At 72.1% G+C, this 18,420-nt stretch carries 19 protein-coding genes; 14 read left to right on the top strand and 5 right to left on the bottom strand.

Translation table 11 applies throughout. The annotated features are described in order from the left end of the window. Window positions 1–35 precede the first annotated feature (35 nt). Window positions 36–629, top strand: a complete 594-nt coding sequence (locus N0B34_RS14800) for a TetR/AcrR family transcriptional regulator (RefSeq protein WP_263732184.1) — start codon at window positions 36–38, stop codon at window positions 627–629. Here N0B34_RS14800 and N0B34_RS14795 read toward each other — a convergent pair. Further along, entirely contained in the window at window positions 626–1,468 is an 843-nt protein-coding gene (locus N0B34_RS14795; RefSeq protein ID WP_263732183.1) for a helix-turn-helix transcriptional regulator, read from the bottom strand. The genes N0B34_RS14800 and N0B34_RS14795 overlap by 4 nt on opposite strands. Before the next feature lie 101 nt (window positions 1,469–1,569). Here N0B34_RS14795 and N0B34_RS14790 point away from each other — a divergent pair, with 101 nt between their 5' ends. The 4 genes from N0B34_RS14790 (at window position 1,570) to N0B34_RS14775 (ending at window position 3,988) form a co-directional block, all read left to right on the top strand. Beyond that, the gene (locus N0B34_RS14790; RefSeq protein ID WP_263732182.1) at window positions 1,570–2,286 is read left to right on the top strand and encodes an SDR family NAD(P)-dependent oxidoreductase; all 717 of its coding nucleotides are present in this window, start codon (window positions 1,570–1,572) and stop codon (window positions 2,284–2,286) included. A gap of 77 nt (window positions 2,287–2,363) precedes the next feature. Further along, window positions 2,364–2,639: a DUF1778 domain-containing protein gene (locus tag N0B34_RS14785; protein WP_263732181.1), complete on the top strand. Its 276-nt coding sequence runs from the start codon at window positions 2,364–2,366 to the stop codon at window positions 2,637–2,639. Continuing rightward, window positions 2,579–3,154: a GNAT family N-acetyltransferase gene (locus N0B34_RS14780; RefSeq protein WP_263732180.1), complete on the top strand. Its 576-nt coding sequence runs from the start codon at window positions 2,579–2,581 to the stop codon at window positions 3,152–3,154. Before N0B34_RS14785 ends, N0B34_RS14780 begins: the two co-directional genes overlap by 61 nt. 48 nt (window positions 3,155–3,202) lie before the next feature. Then, entirely contained in the window at window positions 3,203–3,988 is a 786-nt protein-coding gene (locus N0B34_RS14775; RefSeq protein WP_263732179.1) for a siderophore-interacting protein, read from the top strand. A gap of 53 nt (window positions 3,989–4,041) precedes the next feature. Here N0B34_RS14775 and N0B34_RS14770 read toward each other — a convergent pair whose 3' ends face one another. Next, a complete protein-coding gene (locus tag N0B34_RS14770; RefSeq protein WP_263732178.1) occupies window positions 4,042–4,998 on the bottom strand; it encodes an NADP-dependent oxidoreductase in 957 nt (318 codons plus the stop codon). 83 nt (window positions 4,999–5,081) lie between these two features. On the opposite strand from N0B34_RS14770, the gene N0B34_RS14765 reads away from it, so the two are divergent. Then, window positions 5,082–5,678: a TetR/AcrR family transcriptional regulator gene (locus tag N0B34_RS14765; protein WP_263732177.1), complete on the top strand. Its 597-nt coding sequence runs from the start codon at window positions 5,082–5,084 to the stop codon at window positions 5,676–5,678. A 42-nt stretch (window positions 5,679–5,720) separates the two neighbouring features. Here the strand turns inward: N0B34_RS14765 and N0B34_RS14760 are convergent, their stop codons facing one another. Next, the gene (locus N0B34_RS14760) at window positions 5,721–6,614 is read right to left on the bottom strand and encodes a sigma-70 family RNA polymerase sigma factor (protein WP_318529995.1); all 894 of its coding nucleotides are present in this window, start codon (window positions 6,612–6,614) and stop codon (window positions 5,721–5,723) included. A gap of 81 nt (window positions 6,615–6,695) precedes the next feature. Between N0B34_RS14760 and N0B34_RS14755 the strand changes: the two genes are divergently transcribed. Next, window positions 6,696–7,196 carry a nitroreductase/quinone reductase family protein gene (locus N0B34_RS14755; RefSeq protein WP_263732176.1) on the top strand — a complete coding sequence of 167 codons (501 nt, stop codon included), beginning with the start codon at window positions 6,696–6,698 and terminating at the stop codon, window positions 7,194–7,196. Window positions 7,197–7,232: 36 nt separating this feature from the next. On the opposite strand, the gene N0B34_RS14750 is transcribed toward N0B34_RS14755, so the two are convergent. Continuing rightward, window positions 7,233–8,249 carry a LacI family DNA-binding transcriptional regulator gene (locus tag N0B34_RS14750; RefSeq protein WP_263732175.1) on the bottom strand — a complete coding sequence of 339 codons (1,017 nt, stop codon included), beginning with the start codon at window positions 8,247–8,249 and terminating at the stop codon, window positions 7,233–7,235. Between the two features lie 200 nt (window positions 8,250–8,449). On the opposite strand from N0B34_RS14750, the gene N0B34_RS14745 reads away from it, so the two are divergent. The 7 genes from N0B34_RS14745 (at window position 8,450) to N0B34_RS14715 (ending at window position 17,569) form a co-directional block, all read left to right on the top strand. Next, window positions 8,450–9,757: an ABC transporter substrate-binding protein gene (locus tag N0B34_RS14745; protein WP_263732174.1), complete on the top strand. Its 1,308-nt coding sequence runs from the start codon at window positions 8,450–8,452 to the stop codon at window positions 9,755–9,757. A 149-nt stretch (window positions 9,758–9,906) separates the two neighbouring features. Further along, entirely contained in the window at window positions 9,907–10,863 is a 957-nt protein-coding gene (locus N0B34_RS14740; RefSeq protein ID WP_263732173.1) for a carbohydrate ABC transporter permease, read from the top strand. After that, entirely contained in the window at window positions 10,863–11,756 is an 894-nt protein-coding gene (locus N0B34_RS14735; protein ID WP_263732172.1) for a carbohydrate ABC transporter permease, read from the top strand. Before N0B34_RS14740 ends, N0B34_RS14735 begins: the two co-directional genes overlap by 1 nt. Then, entirely contained in the window at window positions 11,753–13,057 is a 1,305-nt protein-coding gene (locus tag N0B34_RS14730) for a family 1 glycosylhydrolase (protein ID WP_263732171.1), read from the top strand. Before N0B34_RS14735 ends, N0B34_RS14730 begins: the two co-directional genes overlap by 4 nt. Then, complete coding sequence (locus N0B34_RS14725; RefSeq protein WP_263732170.1) at window positions 13,054–14,550, top strand: alpha-N-arabinofuranosidase; 1,497 nt, start codon at window positions 13,054–13,056, stop codon at window positions 14,548–14,550. Before N0B34_RS14730 ends, N0B34_RS14725 begins: the two co-directional genes overlap by 4 nt. Window positions 14,551–15,010: 460 nt before the next feature. Next, window positions 15,011–17,065, top strand: coding sequence for a hypothetical protein (locus N0B34_RS14720; protein ID WP_263732169.1), 2,055 nt, complete (start codon window positions 15,011–15,013; stop codon window positions 17,063–17,065). A gap of 174 nt (window positions 17,066–17,239) precedes the next feature. Next, window positions 17,240–17,569: a TfoX/Sxy family protein gene (locus N0B34_RS14715; RefSeq protein ID WP_263732168.1), complete on the top strand. Its 330-nt coding sequence runs from the start codon at window positions 17,240–17,242 to the stop codon at window positions 17,567–17,569. A gap of 15 nt (window positions 17,570–17,584) precedes the next feature. On the opposite strand, the gene N0B34_RS14710 is transcribed toward N0B34_RS14715, so the two are convergent. Continuing rightward, on the bottom strand, window positions 17,585–18,388 hold the full coding sequence (locus N0B34_RS14710) for an alpha/beta fold hydrolase (RefSeq protein WP_263732167.1): 804 nt from the start codon (window positions 18,386–18,388) through the stop codon (window positions 17,585–17,587). Window positions 18,389–18,420: the final 32 nt, after the last annotated feature.

Here is an 18,420-nt window from a genome sequence, read left to right as displayed (position 1 = left end):
AGGTCGATTGCACGCGGATGTGCAATCCTTGGGCCGTGCAGAACCCGTCCTCTGGCCGTCGTGACACACGGGACCGGATCCTCGACGCGGCGGTCGAGGTGCTCGGCGCGACTCCGGACGCCGGCATGGGCGAGGTCGCCTCGGCTGCCGGTGTGGTCAGGCGGACGGTCTACGGCTACTTCCCGTCCCGGTCCGACCTGGTGCTGGCGCTCGCGCGGCGCGCGGTGGACGAGATCGAGGCGGTCCTGGCCGAGGAGGCCCCAGCCGACAAGGCGGCCGACGTGGCCTGGGCGGACTTCGTCGCCCGCCTCTGGCCGCTGGTGCACCGCTACCGCGTGATGGTGGTGCTCCGGCGGGGCGAGTTCGGCGAGAACATCCACGCCCTGCTCGGGCAGGTGGAGCGCGCGCTCGCCGACTTGGTTCGACGCGGCCAGGACGCGGGGGTGTTCGGACGCCACCTGCCGGCCGGCGTCCTGAGCCAGACCGCCTGGTCCGCCGTCTTCACCATCGCCGACGACGCGCCGTCCCGGCCGGACGTCGACGCCGCCGCGGTCACCATGGCCACCCTGCTGCTGCTCGGGGTCCCTGAGCCGCGCGCGAGCGTGCTGGCCGCGCGCTCCGGCAGCTAGGCGAGCGCCTGCGTCCCCAGCACGATCGCCAGCTCGAGCCGCTCGGCATCGTCGGACCCCGGCTCGGCCGTGTAGACCATGATCCGCAGGTCGTCGCCGGCCACGACGAGGGTGTCGCAGTCCACCGTGATCGGCCCGACCGTCGGGTGGTCGATCACCTTGTGCCGGGATCGCTCGGCCGGCATCGGGTCGGGGGCGGTGTCCCACAGCTCGACGAACCAGGGGCTCGCGGCGCGCAGGTCGGCCACCAGCCGGCGAAGCCCCTGGTCGGCGGGGTACCGGGCCGCCGTCATGCGCAGGTCGGCGACGAGCCCCGCGACCTGCTCGTCGTGCTCAGCCTCTGTCTGCCGGGCGCGGGACGGCGGCCCGACGACGTTGCGCCACACCCCGTTGCGTTCGTTGCCGCGCAGCGCCGACGTCTCGCCCATCAGCGCGTCGTACGGCGCGTTCGCGACGACCAGGTTCCACGCGGCGTCGTAGATGACGAGTGGGATCCCGACGAAGCGGTCCAGCAGCCGCTGCACGCTGGCGGTGATGCGGGTCGGGACGATGCCCGGACCGGGGGCCGAGAGGCCGGCCAGCCTGAACAGCAGCTCCCGCTCCGCGTCGGCGAGCCGCAGGCTGCGGGCCAGGGCCTCGACCACCTGGGACGACGGCGACGTCGCACGGCCCTGCTCGAGGCGGGTCAGGTAGTCGACGGAGATGCCGGCCAGGCCGGCCAGCTCTTCGCGGCGCAGGCCCGGGGCGCGGCGCCGACCGCCCAGCCGAACGCCGACGGACTCGGGTGCCACCCGCTCGCGCCACCGTCGCACCGCCCGGCCGAACTCCCACTCCTCCACGCTGCGAGTCTGGGCCCGCGGCGCCGTCCTGTCGTGGCCCTGGCAGTCCTACGAACGCCAGGCGACTGCCTACCCGCGCACCCGGATCGCAGGCTCGGGGCATGACAACAACGCTGATCACCGGGGCCAACAAGAGCCTCGGCAAGGAGACCGCCCGCATCCTCGTGGAAGCCGGGCACACCGTCTGGATCGGGTCCCGCGACGAGGCCCGCGGCCGCGCGGCCGCCGACGATCTCGGCGCACGGTTCGTCCAGCTCGACGTCACCGACGACGCGTCGGTGGCAGCGGCGTTCGCGACGATCGCGGAGTCCGGCACCGGCCTCGACGTGCTGGTGAACAACGCGGGCATCGCCAAGCGGGTGCCCGGCAACCCGATGGAGGAGGCGCTGGACGGCCCCAGCGTGCTCGAGGTGTTCGACACCAACGCCGTCGGCATCGTCCGGGTGACGCAGGCGGCGCTCCCGCTGCTGCAGGAGTCGGCCAACCCGGTCATCGTCAACGTGTCGAGCGCGCTCGGCTCCTTCTGGGCGACGCACGAGCCGTCCCGGCCGGCCTCCCACTTCGTCTCGATCGCCTACGGCTCCAGCAAGGCGGCGGTCTCGATGCTCACTGTGCAGTACGCGATGGCCTACCCGGACATCAAGGTGAACGCCGTCGAGCCGGGCATCACGGCGACCGAGCTGGGTGGAGGCAGCGTCAAGGACCACCCGGGACGGCCGGCCGCCGAGAGCGCCGCGGTGGTGGCGCGCCTGGCGATGATCGGCGCCGACGGGCCGACCGGCACCTTCCAGGAGGATCTCGGCGAGCTCGGCTGGTAGCCGCTCGGTCCGACCTTCCCTCGTCCGCAGCAGTGTCCGGACAAGTCCCGTACACTGCTGCGACGAGGGAGGCGGACATGACTACCGTGAAGTCGAGGCGGATCGAGCAGCGGATCGACCCGGAGACCGAGGAACTGGTCTCCAAGGCGGCCGCGATGCTCGACGAGTCCGTGTCGTCGTTCGTGGTGCGCTCCGCCCGGACGGAGGCGGAGCGGGTGCTCGCGCGCAGCGACCTGACCCTGATGCCGGCGGAGCAGTTCGACGCGATGGTCGAGGCGCTCGATGCTGTTCCGTGGCGTCTGCCGCGGTTGGCGAAGGAAGCCGAGCGGCCGCGTCGATTCACGCGCGGGTGAGCACTCTGTTCGTCTCCGAGCGGCTCGTCGACGAGAGCGGGATCGACACGTTCGCCTGCGGGAGGCCGCAGCTGGAGGTGTGGCTTCGCGAACATGCCCTGCTGGCCCAGAAGCAGGGCACCGCGCGAACGACGGTGTGGCGGGAGCAGTCGACGCATCGTGTCGTCGCGTACTACTCGATCGCCCCGACGCAGATAGCGCGAGCCGACCTCAGCGGGCGGCTTGCAGGCGGACACGCGGTTGTGCCCGGGTTCATCCTCGCCCGCCTCGCGCTCGATCGGACGCTTCAAGGCCAAGGTCTGGGTGGGCAGCTGCTGTTCGACGCTCTCGAGACGATCTGCGCAGCATCGGACCTGGTGGGCGGCCGTGTGATCGTCGTCGACCCGATCGACAGGGCTGCGCGGGACTTCTACCTCCACTTCGACTTCGTCCCGATCGAGCGAAGCGAGCGGGAGCGGCTCTACGTGCTCGTCAAGGACGCGCGAACGAGCCTCGGGCTTGCGCCGAACCTCTGAAGGCAGATGTCTCGCGTTCGACCTCAGCCGGCCACGTAGATTCGCCGGGTGCCGTCTGCTGAGCGTCCCGAGCCCTTCGTCGCCACCGTCGTCCGTGCGGAGCAGCTGAGTCGCTCCATGCTCCGGGTGGTGCTCGGCGGTCGGGGCCTGACCGGGTTCGCGCCGAACGGCTACGCCGACCAGTACGTGAAGCTGCTGTTCCCTCGGCCGGGTCAGGACCGGCCCGCGCGGCGCACCTACACGGTGCGGGCGTGGGACGGGGGCGCCGGGCAGCTGACCGTGGACGTCGCGGTGCACGGCGACCAGGGGCTCGCCGGTCCCTGGGCAGTGGCGGCGCAGCCCGGTGACCAGGTGCTGCTCACCGGGCCCGGTGGTGGGTACAGCCCCGAGCAGTCGGCCGCCTGGCACCTGCTGATCGGCGACGAGAGCTCGCTGCCGGCGATCGCGGTGGCGGTGGAGCGGCTGGCCGCCGGGGCGGTGGCACGCGCGCTGATCGAGGTGGAGGGCCCGCACGACGAGGTGCCGCTGGAGGCGGCGGTCGGTGCAGACGCGCAGGTCGTGTGGCTGCACCGGGACGGGCGCCCGCGTGGCGAGCTGCTGGTCGAGACGGTGACGGCGATGGCGTTCCCCGTCGGTGACCCGCAGGTGTTCCTGCACGGTGAGGCCGGGTTCGTCCGCACGCTGCGGCGGCACCTGCTGGCCGAGCGGCACGTGCCCCGGGAGAGGGCGGCATCGATCTCCGGCTACTGGCGGCTGGGCCGGGACGACGAGGGCTGGCGGGCCGAGAAGGCGCAGTGGAAGGCCGACGTCGAGGCGGACGTCCCGACCAGCTGAGCTCGACCCACCCGGCCCCGGGCGGCGGTCCCCTCCTGCGTCGCCCAGCGGCGTCAGGCGATCCCCGGCACCAGCAGCAGCTTGCCGCGCGCCTGGTTGCTGCGGCTCAGCTGCAGGGCGTCGCGCCACTGCTCGAGCGGGAACGTCCGCGCGATCGGCACGCTGAACCGTCCCTGCCCCGCCAGCCCGACGAACTCGGCGAGCCCGTCGACCGGGTGCGACCAGTCCTCGTGGAAGCTGTCCCGCACGCCGAGCGCGGGCGCGTGCTCGACGTCGGTGATGGTCAGCACGTGCCGCGCCTCACCGCCCGCCGCCGCCACCAGCTCGGGCAGCACGCCGGTGACGGGTGCGGTGTCCAGCACCAGGTCGACGGGGCCGCCCACCGCGGCCCGCACCCGGTCCGCCAACCCGGGCCCGTACGAGGTGACGGTGGCGCCCAGCTGCTCCAGCGCGGGGGTGTGCGCGGGACCGGCGGTGGCGACGACGCGCAGGCCGCGCACCAGCGCGATCTGCACGGCGGCGAAGCCGATGGTGGTTCCCGCACCGCTGACCAGGAGCGTCGTGCCGGGTTCGAGGCCCAGCAACGCCAGGTGCCGGTAGGCGGTGTCGATCGCCATCGGCAGCGCGGCGGCCTCGGTCAGGTCCAGGCCGGCCGGGACCGGCACCCAGCGGTTCATCACCGCGTGGTCGGAGGCGCCTGCCGTGGTGGACTCGCGCCAGTCGGCGGTGCCGACCACCGCGTCCCCGACCGCCACGCCGGTGACCTCCGGACCGACCGCGTCGACCGTGCCGGACACGTCGATGCCGATGCCGCGCGGCAGCAACCCGGCGAACAGCCCGCCGCACAGCGCCCAGTCCGCGGGTGCCAGGCCGCAGACGTGCACGGTGACGCGGATGCGCCCCGGACCCGGCTCGGGGACGGGGACCGTCTCCAGCCGCAGGACGTCGGCGGCGTCGCCGTACTCGTGGAAGCGGACGGTGCGCATGGTGCGCGGAGCGGTGGTGGGCATGTCGGTCTCGCCTTCGTCGGGAAGGGAACAGGTAAAGTGGAACGCGTTCCGGTTGTACGACGAGACTAGCGCATAAGTGGAGCATGATCCGTTTGAGTGAGAACCCCGGCCTCCGCGCCGACGCCGCCCGCAACCGCGACGTGGTGCTGGCGGCGGCGACCCGGGTGTTCGCCTCCGCCGACGCCGAGCCGTCCATGCGCGCGATCGCCCGCGAGGCCGGCGTCGGCATCGCCACGCTGTACCGGCACTTCCCGACGCGGGAGTCGCTGGTGGACGCCGTCTACCGCGACCAGGTGGACCGGCTCACGCGCGGGGCCGACCAGCTGCTCACCGAGCACGCGCCGGCCGAGGCGCTGCGGCTCTGGATGGACCTGTTCGGCGACTGGCTGGTGACCAAGCACGGCATGGTCGACACCCTGCGCGAGATGGTCGACGCCGGTTCGGCCACGCACCTGCAGACGCGGGACCAGCTGCTGGCGGCGATCGACGGCATCCTCGACGCCGGCCGGGACGCCGGTGAGCTGCGGGCGGACGCGCGGGCCGACGACGTGGCCGCCGCGCTCATCGGCGTGTTCACCGTGGCCGGGACCTCGGCGCGGGAGGGGCAGGGCGCCCGGCTGCTCGACCTGCTGATGGACGGCCTGCGCACCCGCAGAGCCGCCGCGGCGCCCTCCGACTGAGGGCGGCTGTCCCGCGCCGACCCTGGTTCACGGGGTCGTCGGTCAGCGGGCGGTCAGGCCCGCCAGGTCGAGCCGGGCGAGGCGTTCCGGGTCCGCCAGGATGTCGATCTCGACGATCACGTCTCCCCGCACGGCCACGCTGAGCAGCGAGAACGGCGTGCCGTCACGGACGCCGAGCAGGCCCGGGACGCCGTTGACCAGCACCGGGCGGGCGTGCACGGCCAGCGACGCGAACCGGAGCGCCTGCTGCGCCACCGCGGGCGCGCCGTGCACCAGCTGCGAAGGACCCAGCGGCCCGCTGCCCGCATCGGCGCGCAGCACCACCTCGGGGTCGAGGACGGCCAGCAGCCCGTCGAGGTCGCCCTCGCGGGCCGCCGCGAGGAAGGCGTCGACCACCCGCCGGTGCCGTCGGGAGTCGACCCGCCCGCTCGGCTCGGCGCCCCGGACGCGGCGTCGAGCGCGGCTGGCCAGCTGCTTCGCGGCGGCCGGGGTGCGGTCGAGGATCGTCGCGACCTCGTCGAACGGCACGGCGAAGACGTCGTGCAGCACGAACGCGAGCCGCTCGGCCGGCGACAGGGTGTCGAGCACCACGAGCAGCGCGAGGCCGACCGAGTCGGCCGTCACTGCCTGCTCCTCCGGACCGGTGCGGGGCGCCGCGCTGACCACCGGGTCGGGCAGGTGGACGTCGAACGGGTCCTCCCGTCGCGACTGCCGGGTCCGCAGCATGTCGAGGCACACGCGGCCGAGCACCGTGGTGAGCCAGCCGCCGAGGTTCCGGATCTCGGCCGGCTCCGAGCGCACCAGCCGCAGCCACGTCTCCTGCACCGCGTCGTCGGCGTCGCTCAGCGAGCCGAGCATCCGGTAGGCCACCGCGTGCAGGTGCCCGCGCTGGGTCTCGAAGGCCGCTGCCAGCCCGTCGCCGTCGTCCACCGTCACCTTCCTTCGTCACCTTCTCTCGTCACCGTCCGTCATCACCTCGACGAACCGCACGCCCTCAAGGTGACACCAAGGAGCCAGATGGACGAGAACCACACCGCCCACGACGCACGAGCCGCGGCGGTCCGCGCCCGCACGCTGCCGGTGCAACGGCTGGTGAACCGCCTGGTGCGCGGCCTCCTGGCGATGCCGGGCGTGAGCCGGGTGGTGGGCCGCAGGCTCATCACGCTGTACGTGGTGGGTCGCAAGACCGGGCGCCGGTACACCGTCCCCGTCGCCTACCTCGCGGACGAGGGCTCGCTGCTGATCGGCACACCCTTCGCCTGGGCGCGCAACCTGCGCAGCGGCGAGCCGGTCGAGGTCCGGCTGCTGGGCCGACGGCGTTCGGCCGACGTGCAGGTGGTCACCGACGAGCCCGGCGTCGTGGCCGCGTACGCGCTGATGGCCAGCCGCAACCACCAGTTCGCGGCGTTCAACCGCATCGGACTGGACGCGGCCGGGAACCCCGACCCGGTGGACCTGCACCTGGCGTGGGCCGCGGGCGCGCGGGCGATCCGGCTCACGCCGAGGCCGCAGCCCTGACCGTGGCCCGGCCCGACGGCGGTCGGCGGATGCCGCTCAGTGCCCGACGGGCCGCCGGCCGCGGGTGCTCTCCCGGACGACGAGGCGGTGGGGGATCACCACGTCCCGCGGCCCCTCGGCGGCACCGTCGATCCGCTCGAGCAGCCGATCCACCACCGTGGCGGCCAGCACCCCCTTGTCCGGCGCCACCGTCGACAGCGACGGGATCATGTGCCGCGCCTCCGGGATGTCGTCGATCCCGATCACGGCGACGTCGCCCGGCACCGAGTAGCCCAGCTCGGCCAACCGGCGCATCGCGCCGATCGCCAGCTCGTCGTTGAAGCACACCAGCGCGTCCGGCACGGACTCCCGCTGCAGCAGGGCGTCCACCGCCGCCGCGCCGTCGGACCACTCGTAGGTGTCCACCGCGACGGGCGTGGGTACGTCCAGGTCGGCGTCTCGCAGCGCGGTGCAGAAGCCGCGGTAGCGCAGCTGTGACGTGCCGGCCAGCGGGTCGTCCTGGTAGCCGACGGCCGCGACGCGGCGGCGGCCCAGGCCGATGACGTGCGTCGTCGCGTCCCGCGCCACCGCCTCGTTGTCCACCGCGACGTGGTCGGCCGGCCCGTCGCCGATCCGCTCGCCGAGCAGCACGATCGGGCCGCGGGGAGCGGCGTCGCGGACGTCGTCGGCGTTCAGCGCCAGGGGGCTGATCACCGTGCCGTCCGAGAGTCGCGGCGGCACGCCGTTGAGCACGTCGACCTCGCGCGCGCGCAGCCCCTCCGTCTCCTCGATCAGCACCGTGTAGTCCCGGGCCGCGGCCGCCTCGATCACCAGGTGGGCCAGCTCGGCGAAGTACGGCGCGGCGATGTTGGGGATGGCCAGCGTCAGCAGACCGGTCCGGCCGGAGCGCAGCGAGCGGGCCGTCAGGTTGGGCTGGTAGCCCAGCTCGGCCATCGCGGCCTGCACCCGGAGCCGGGTCTCCGGGGCGACCTTCGGCCGGTTGTGGACAACGTTGGAAACGGTCTTCGGGGAGACGCCGGCGCGAGCTGCGACGTCCTTCACGCTGGCTGCCATGGCTTCTCGGCTCTCCTCCGACGGGCCCGCGGAGCGTCGGACGTCGTCTTACCCCTGGTCAGCCGAGCGTAGCGGCTGGCGCCCCGGAACGGGACAGCCCCGCCGCGTCCAGATCGTTATCTGGTGCGCGGTTGACCGACCGCGGAGGTGAGTGCATCCTTGGTTCCAACGTTGGAACTGGTTCTCGATGAGGAGAGATCATGTTTGGACGGCACAAGGCCGTGGCCACCATGCTGGTCGGCGCGGCAGCGCTCGCACTCGCCGGCTGCAGCAGCGGCGGCAGCTCCGCCTCGTCGAGCAGCGGCAGCGGCGGTGGTGGGACCACCGAGCTGACGTTCTGGACGGGCCTGACCGGACCGGACCGGCCGGCCGTGGAGCACATCGTCGACGGGTTCAACTCGTCGCAGTCCAAGGTGCACGTCACCATGCAGATCACGCCGTGGGACGTGCTCTACCAGAAGCTGCTGCCGGCCTACGGCTCCGGCAACGGGCCGGACCTGATCGGCATCGACAGCAACCAGATCCCGGTGTACGCGAGCAAGAGCGTCATCCAGCCGCTGGACGCGCTGCTCGGCTCGGGCGGGGTGGACCAGTCCACGCTGGTCGGCCCGGCGGTCGACGCCGGCAAGTACAAGGGCAAGATCTACGGGCTGCCGATCGAGAACACCCCGGTGCTCCTCTACTACAACAAGAAGGAGTTCACGGCGGCCGGCCTCGACCCGACCAAGCCGCCGACGACGTGGGACGAGTGGATCGCCGACGCCAAGAAGCTGACCACCGGCTCGGGCCCCGACGGCAAGCCGACGCAGTACGGCATGGCGCTCGGCGTGCACGACACCATCGAGGTGCTGCCCATCCTGATGTGGCAGAACGGCGGCGGCATCGCGTCCGACGACGGCAGCCAGGTGCTGCTGAACAGCGACGCCACCAAGAAGGTCGCCTCCCAGTGGGCGGGTCTGGTGGCCAACGACCACATCTCGCCTGTCGGCCTCTCGGGAGCTGACGCCGACAAGCTGATCTCCGCCGGCACCGCCGCGATGGAGGTCAACGGCCCGTGGGCCACCACCGGCTACAAGAACGCCGGCATCGACTACGGCCTGGCCATGGTGCCCACCGGCCCCAACGGGCAGCAGATCACGCTGGGCAACACGACGAGCCTCGCGCTGAGCGCCAAGGCGAACAAGGCGAAGACCGACGCGGCCACGCAGTTCTACAAGTACTGGACCACCGTGGACTCGCAGACGTACTTCGCCCTGAACACGGGCTTCCCGCCGGTCACGTCCAACGTGCCCGACTCCGCGCTCGCATCGAACCCGGACGTCGCGATGTTCTCCAAGTACGCCAAGTACGCGCGCAGCCTGGCTCCCGGCCAGCCGAACTTCGCCTCGATCCAGGGCGAGGTGTTCGACCCGGCCATGGAGAAGATCGAGAACGACCCCAGCTCGGTCAACGCGACGCTCGACGCCGCCGCCAACCAGCTGAAGTCGCTGCTGCAGAAGAACAGCTGACCTGCCGCTCGTACGGTCGGCGTGGGGGTTGCCCGGCAGCAGCCCCCACGCCGACCAGCGGCCCCGCGGAGCACCTGCGCCCGTGGGATCCGGCCCGCACCTGACTGCCGTCGTTCTCGTCCTTCCCGCTGTCGCAAGGAGCACCTGCCATGACGTCGTTGCTCGGTGAGCACCCGGCCGGGACCGGCGCGGGGACCCGTCGCGGTGACGCGGTACCGACCCGCCGACGCGGGGGGCTGCGACGGCGGCAGGCGCTGCGCGCGTACGGGTTCATCGCCCCGTCCGTCGTGATCCTCGGCGCCTTCATGGCCTGGCCGCTGGTCTCGTCCCTGCGGCTGTCGTTCTTCGACAGCTCGCAGTTCGGCGCCGACACCTTCGTCGGGCTGGACAACTACCGGTCGCTGCTGAGCGACCAGGTGTTCCGCGGCGACCTGTTCCGGACGCTGCTGTACGCCGTCGTCGTCACGCCCGTCACCGTCGGTCTCGCGGTGCTGTTCGCCGTGATGCTGAACCGCAAGCTCGCCGGACGCTCGTTCTTCCGGGCGGCGATCTTCGTGCCCGCCGTGCTGTCGCTCGGCGTGATGTCGATCGCGTGGGACTTCCTGTTCGACCCGAACATCGGCCTGCTGCCGCACTGGCTGGGACCGCTCGGGATCTCGTTCGGCAACGGCGCCGCGGACCCGCACCTGGCACTGATCTACGTGATGGTGGTCGGCATCTGGAAGAACGTCGGCTTCTACATGGTGATGTACCTGGCGGGGCTGGCGACCATTCCCAAGGAGCTGTACGAGGCGGCCGAGGTGGACGGCGCCCGGCCCTGGCAGAAGTTCCGGTCCATCACCTGGCCGCTGCTGGCCAACACGTCCGCCTTCGTCTTCGTCATCGCCGCGATCGCCTCGTTGCAGGCCTTCGACCAGGTGTACGTGATGACGCGCGGCGGCCCCTTCTTCCAGAGCGAGACGCTCGTCTACCTGATCTACCGCAAGGGCTTCCAGGACTTCCAGTTCGGGTACGCCTCGGCCGTGTCCTGGGTGCTGCTGGTGATCGTGCTGGTCGTCAGCGTCGCGCAGAACGCCTTCTTCTCCCGCCGGCAGGTGACGTACTGATGACCGACGTCTCCGTGGACACCCCCACGCTCTCCCTGCCCGAGCCGGGCCCCGTCGCCGAGCGGCGGCACGGCCCGTCCGGCACCGCGCTGCGCGTGCTGCTCTACGTCTCGCTGGCAGTGGTCGCCTTCGCGGTGCTGCTGCCCGTGATCTGGATGCTGTTCAGCTCCGTGAAGCCGGAGCACGACATCCTGGCCCACCCCGCGCAGCTGTGGCCGACGCACGTGACGTGGACCAACTACTCCGAGGTGTTCAAGCAGATCCCGTTCCTGCGGCAGTTCGGCAACACTGTGCTGTTCGCCGGGGCCGTCACGCTGCTGTCCCTGTTCTTCGACTCGATGACGGGATACGCGCTGGCACGCCTCGAGTTCCCCGGCAAGCGGCTGCTGTTCCTCGCCGTGCTGGTGTTCCTCATGCTGCCGGGCCAGGTGACGCTGGTGCCCGTCTACCAGCTGCTGAGCCACCTGCACCTGGTGAACACGTTCCCCGGCCTGATCATCCCGAGGGCCACGAACGCGTTCGGCATCTTCTTCATGCGGCAGTTCTTCCTCGGCATCCCGCAGGACATGAGCGAGGCCGCGCGGATCGACGGTGCGGGGGAGTTCCGCATCTACTCGCGCATCGTGCTGCCGCTGGCCATGCCGGCGCTGCTGACGCTGGGCCTGTTCCACCTGATGTTCAACTGGAACGACCTGCTGTGGCCCCTGGTGCTGACCACCGACACTGCGATGCAGACCCTGCCCGCCGGCCTGGCGATGTTCATGGGTCAGCACGTGGTGGAGTACGGCCTGCTGATGGCGGGCGCGACGATGGCGATGGTGCCGATGCTGCTGGCCTTCGTGGTGGTGCAGCGCCGGTTCATCGAGGGCATCGCCACGACGGGGCTCAAGTGAGCGCCGCCGCACGCGGGGCCGGGCGCGCGTTCGACGACGGTGCCCTGCACTTCGCCGTCGGCATCGAGGACACCTTCGTCCCGCAGGTCCGTGCCGGGCACCGGGCGCTCGACGAGTACGAGCTGACGGACCACTACCGGCAGTGGCGGACAGACGTCGACCTGGCCGCCGACAGCGGCGCGGACGCGATCCGGTACGGCGTGCCCTGGTACCGGGTGGAGCCCGAGCCCGGCCGGTTCGTGTGGGACTGGCTCGACCCGGTGGTGGACCACCTGCTGGAGCGCGGGCTGGTGCCGGTGGTCGACCTGGTGCACTACGGCACGCCGCTGTGGCTGGACAACGCCGCGATCAACGCGTCGTACCCGGAGCGCGTCGCGGCCTACGCGTACGCCGTCGCCTCCCGGTACGCCGACCGTCTGCACGTCTACACGCCGGCCAACGAGCCGGCGGTGAACGCGGAGTGGTGCGGCGAGACGGCGGCCTGGCCGCCGTACCTCACCGGCCCGGACGGCTGGACCAAGGTGGCGACGGGTGTCGCGCGGGGCATCGTCCTCACCCAGCAGGCGGTCGCCGCGGCCGTGCCGGCCCCGACGTTCGTGCACGTCGAGGCGGCGTTCCGGTACGAGCTGGCCGACGACGCACCGGACGACGTGGTCGGGGCGACCCGGCTGCGCGCCCAGCGCGACCTGCTGATCGAGGACCTGGTGTGCGGCCTGGTCGACGGCGACCACCCGCTGGTGCCGTTCCTGCACCGGCACGGGGTCAGCGACGCCACCCTCGACTGGCACCGGGCCCTGCCGATGCCGCCGGACGTGATGGGAGTGAACTTCTACCCGCACCTGTCGACCGGCGTCGTCGAGAAGGACGTCAGCCGCGAGGCACCGGCACGCGGGCTGAGCGGCGCCGACGGGCTCGAGGAGGTGCTGCGCCGGTTCCACGAGCGGTACGGCGCACCCGTCTTCCTCACGGAGACCAGCAGCCGGGGCGACGCGCAGGCGCACCTCGCGTGGCTCGAGGAGTCGGTGGACCGCATCGTCGAGCTGCGCGCCGGCGGCCTGCCCGTCGTCGGGTACACGTGGTTCCCGCTGTTCGACCTGCTCGACTGGTCGTACCGCACGGGGACCGGACCGGCCGCCCAGTACCTGGAGCCGCTCGGCCTCTACCGGCTGTCGCCCGACCCTGCCGGCGAGCTCCGCCGCGAGCACACCGCCGCCGTCGACCGCTTCCGGCAGCTCGCCCAGATGTACGGCCCCTCCGGCCGACCCGCCCCAGCCCGCCCGACCGAGGGATCGAGAGCATGAGCAAGGCAAGGATCGTCGTCGACCCGCAGTTCACCGTCGCCCCCGTGGACCGGCGGCTGTTCGGCTCGTTCGTGGAGCACATGGGCCGCTGCGTCTACACCGGCATCTACGAGCCGGAGCACCCGCTGGCCGACCAGGACGGGTTCCGCAAGGACGTGCTGGCGCTCACCGGCGAGCTGGGCGTGTCGACCATCCGGTACCCCGGCGGCAACTTCGTCTCCAACTACCGGTGGGAGGACGGCGTCGGGCCCAAGGAGTCCCGGCCCGTGCGGCGCGACCTGGCGTGGCGGTCCATCGAGACCAACCAGTTCGGCATCGACGAGTTCGTCGACTGGTCCCGCCGGGCCGGCGTGGAGCCGATGGTGGCGGTGAACCTGGGCACGCGCGGCGTCGCCGAGGCCGTCGACCTGCTCGAGTACTGCAACAGCGAGCCCGGCACGGCGCTCGCGGACCAGCGGGTGGCCAACGGGCACGAGCAGCCGCACGACGTGAAGCTGTGGTGCCTGGGCAACGAGATGGACGGTCCCTGGCAGATCGGCCACAAGACGGCCGAGGAGTACGGCCGGCTGGCGCAGGAGACCGGCAAGGCGATGAAGCGCCTGGACCCGACCATCGAGCTGGTCGCGTGCGGGTCGAGCAACTCGACGATGCCGACCTTCGGCAGCTGGGAGTCCACCGTCCTGGAGCACTGCTACGACGTCGTCGACTACATCTCCCTGCACGCGTACTACGAGCAGCACGGGGACGACGTCGCCAGCTACCTGGCGTCCGGCGTGGACATGGACCGGTTCATCGAGGCGGTGGCCGCCACCGCCGACGCGGTGGGCGCCCGGCTGCAGAGCCGCAAGCGGCTGCGGCTGTCCTTCGACGAGTGGAACGTGTGGTTCCAGGGCGAGTTCGGTGGCGAGGACTCCCTGGACTGGGCGGTGGCACCGCAGATCATCGAGAACGACTTCGGCGTGGTGGACGCCGTGGTGGTGGGCGGGCTGCTCGTGTCCCTGCTCAAGCACGCCGACCGGGTGGGCGTCGCCTGCCTCGCGCAGCTGGTCAACGTGATCGCCCCGATCCGCACCGAGCCGGGTGGCCGGTCGTGGCGGCAGCCGATCTTCGCGCCGTTCGCGCTGACCGCCGAGGGTGCGCAGGGCGTGGTGCTGCAGACGGCGGCCGAGGGGCCGACGATGACCACCGGCACGTACGGCGAGATCCCGACGGTGGACACCGTCGCGACCTGGGACGCAGGCAGCGGCACCGTCAGCGTGTTCGCCGTCAACCGGTCGCCGGAGGAGTCGGTGCGGCTGACCGTCGCCACGCAGGGCATGCCGGCGGTGCGGACCGCGACGGCGGTGCAGATGGCGGTGGGCGGTGCCGGTGCCGCGGCCGGTTCGGACGAGTCGCAGTGGAGCCCGCGCGAGACGCCGGTCGAGCTGTCCGACGAGGGTGCCGCCGTCGAGCTGGCCCCCGGCTCGTGGACGCGGGTGACGCTGGTCGCCTGAGGACGCCGACCCCGGGCTGACGCCCTGACCCCGGCACGTGTCAGCCCGGGCCGTCGTCCGTTGCTCGGGCACCTGACGTTCAACGCCTCGTCCACAGGTCCGACGCCTCGGGGCGACGCGAATTCGGACAAAGCGGCTAGCGTCGCGCCCCGGCGCACGCGGTCAGTCACGGAGCAGTCCCGGTCGGGGGCGCTCCACGCGGGTGTTCTGCGCCTCCACCGGGAGAGAGGCTGCAGTGAATCAACCAGGTCGACGTGACGTGCGAGCCGTGCTGGCCGTGATGGCAGCCCTCGTGCTGGTCTTCAGTGGGTGCTCGAATCGGCCCGCGCCCGCGCCGCACCGTAGCGACGCCACGTTCACCTCAGTGGACCTGGGTGCGTGGAACGACGAGACGGAACGGGTCTCGGACTTCACCGTGGTTGCCCCTGTCGGCGCGCTTCCTCGGCTCACCGTCGCATCCATGGGAACGGTCGGCAGGCCGCGGCACATCACCGTGTGGACGGCTGCGGCGACCGAGGGGTCGGTGCGTCCGACGACGCTGGCCGACGTTCCTGGGGACGTCGTGGGCGTCAGCGCCGACGGGAGCGCTGGTCTGACTGCGATCGGGGGGACGACGTGGCAGGACGGGCACTACTCCTCGTATCTGGTGACCTCGAGGGATCGGAGCGCGTGGAGCTCGGTGGCGCTGCCGGCCGACGTCGCGGCGTCGCGCATCACGCGGGTGGCGGTTCCGAACGCTCAGACCGTCGTCGTCGCCGGCGACGGGCTCCAGGGTCGTGCACAGCGAGTATCGGTTCTCGACACCTCGAGGGGCACCTGGACGAGCGCTGCGCTCCCGGCGCCAGGCCCGACGTCCCGCCAGACGATCACCGGACTGGACGCGACGCCCGATCTCAGAGTCCTCGTCACCCTGTCCGCCGGTGCCGACGGCGAGCTGCCGACGCCCGTGTCGTTCGTGTCCTCTGACAAGGGAGCCACCTTCACGGGCCCCACCTCGGTGGCGCCCAAGGGGTCCTCGATCGCCGGCGTGGTCTGGGCATCGACGACGTTCGTCGCCACCGGTGGCATACGAGTCGGGGGCGACACGCGCAGGCCGCGGGCATGGACCACCCAGGACGGCGCGAGCTGGACCAGCGACGAGCACAGTGCTCTGGAGGTCGGTCGGAACGGAAAGGCGGCCCCCGACATCGATGCGCAGTACGGAGCCCCGACCGAGGTGTCCGGCGTGGTCGATGTCACCGTGTCACCGGCGGACCTTCCCAACATCTTCTTCTGGCGCCGAGGCACGTCGGGTGGATGGCAGCAGACCGGGTCGACCACGCGAGCCCTGGCCATCGGTCCAAGCTCGCTCGCAGTGGCGGACGGCTCCTCGGCTCCCGCGGTGGTGAGTGGTGGGTCGCGAAGCCTGCGCGAGTATCGGTGGGCCGAGCAATCAGGCGACTTCACGTCCACGGACCTCGTCTCGGCGACGAGCGCGATGCGGACGTCGATGGTCGAGGCCGGTGCCGGAGCGATCAACACCGCGGTCGGCGCACAGCGGTTCACGCAGACCGCTGAGTCCTGGAGCACCTCCGCCGTGCAGAGGTACGGGCAGCTGACCGACGACGGACTGGCGCCCGTTGACTGGGGCCCGTCAGGCCTGCCCGGCTCCGTCGACGTGAAGAGTGCCGCAGACCCGCAGTCCGGCACCACCGTTGTGGCCGCCACGAAGCACACCGATGGCGCCTTCCCAGGATTTGCGTGGGTCAAGACCTCTGGCGCGGACTGGGCGCCGTCCACCGGCTTCGACGGCGGCACGTTCCGACACGTGACCGCGGTGGAGCACCTGGACACCGGCTGGTACATCGCCGCGCAGGAAGCCGCGACCACGTCCTACGACTCGGCACGTCCCGAGACGATCTGGCACTCGAACGACGGTGTGCAGTGGACGGCCATCGCGACGGGCCTCCTCGCCGAGGGCGCGCATGAAGCGACGGTGAACGACCTCTGCTCGGACGGCACCAGGACCGTCGCCGTGGGACGGACTCTCACTCAGGCTGGGGTCTCGACTGCGACCTGGTGGTCCAGCGACGGTGGCCCGTGGGTCACAGGCAGCCTCGACAGCGTGGGCGGGGAGTTCGATTCGTGCGCCGTCCAGGACGGCGGCTTCCGGGCGACCGGGACCGTCGACGGACGCAGTGGCATGTGGACGACGTCGGACCTGAAGACCTTCGCGCCCGACCTGCTCCTCGACCACGGGCTGGAACGGGCTGCGGCCGTGCGCGTCGACAGCGGTTGGGTGGCAGGAGGTTCGGTCGACACCGCCGACTACTCCGGGCCGGTCCTGTGGACGTCGCGCGACGGCGTCCAGTGGTCCTGGCAGCGCGTCCCGGTGGGTACCGAGTCGAGCCGCTCCACGGTCGAGACGGCGGGACGACTCCTTGCAGTGCTGGTGGACACGGCCGACGGCGTCGCGGCGTGGCGCGTCTCGCTCGGACCGGGACCCGTAGTGACCGAGAGGCGCCCCACGGGGTGAAGCCGAGGATGGTCGGCTCGCTCGGTCGTGGACGGCGAGGGACCTGCTCACCGCCTGGGGCCGACGAAGCAGACGGTTCTCCGGGTCAGAGCCGGACGGCGTCGCCCACCCCTTGACGATCGCCCGGAGAGGCGGCGATCTTCAGGCAACGACCGATCTGCGAGAGGGCTGGCGATGGCCGCGGTGCAGGTGGTGGACCGGATCAGGACGGCGCTGGCCGGCCGCGACGTCCGTGAGGTGCCGATGTTCGGCGGCATCTCGTTCATGGTGGACGGCCGGCTGGTCGTGGCGTCGCGTCCCCACGGGGACCTCCTGGTGCGGATCGACCCGGCGCGGCGCGAGGAGCTGTCCGCGCGGCCCGGCGCCGAGCCGGCGGTGATGGGCACCGGTCGGCGCATGGGGGACGCGTGGCTGTCGGTCACCCGCGAGCAGCTCGAGGGAGACGGCCTCGGCGAGTGGCTCGCGATCGCCCTGGACGGCGGCGCGCGCTCCGCCGGGGCCTGAGGGGGACGCGGGTCGTCAGCGGCGCGGCGCGACGATCGGGTCGAGCACCGCGTACGTGGCCGACGGCTGCTCGAGGTGCGGCAGGTGCCCCGCGTCGGGCACGACGACGAACGCAGCGCCGCTGCCGAACGACTCCGCGTAGGCGCGGCCGTAGGCGGGTGTGACGATCCGGTCGCTGGCGCCCCAGATCACCGTGGTGGGGACGGTGACGTCGCCCAGCCGCGCCCGCAGCGACGGGTCGTGCATGTACGGGTCGGCCACCAGGGCCTGCATCGTCTTCCGGTTGCCGCCCATGCGCGCCAGCTCCGCGGCCGGCAGCGTGGCCGGGTCGGTGAAGAAGCGCTCGCCGTCGTGGAAGCTGTGCTCGGCCACGCCGCGGGCGTCCAGCGCGAAGAAGTCGGTGATGGGCTCGCCGGGGACGTCGATCCCGACGGCGTCGACCAGCACCAGGTGCGCGATCCGCCCGGCGTCGTCGTGCGCCGCCAGCTCGGCACCGATCCATCCGCCGAGCGACGAGCCGACCACCACTACGTCGTGCAGGTCGAGCTGCTGCAGCAGCCGGCCGTACAGCGCGGCGAGGTCCGCGACGGACGCGATGGTCTCCGGGCGGGGTGCGCCGTCCCAGCCCGGGTGCGTCGGCGCGAGCACGTGCGCGTGCTCGGCGAGGTGGGCGGTGAGCACCAGCACGGTGGGCAGGCCGCCACCTCCGTGCAGGACGAGCACCGGACGGCCGGTGCCGCCCTCGGTCAGCCGGAGGTCGACGTCGGGCTGGATGCGGAGGTCGTGGGTGGTCAGCGTGGTCGACGTGTCGGTGGTCATGGTGGTTCCTCTCGGGTGGGTGAGCAGTCGGG

It is taken from the genome of Cellulomonas sp. SG140, assembly GCF_025770785.1.
Taxonomy (GTDB): Bacteria; Actinomycetota; Actinomycetes; order Actinomycetales; family Cellulomonadaceae; genus Cellulomonas.
This window is presented reverse-complemented; position numbering and strand designations above follow the sequence as displayed.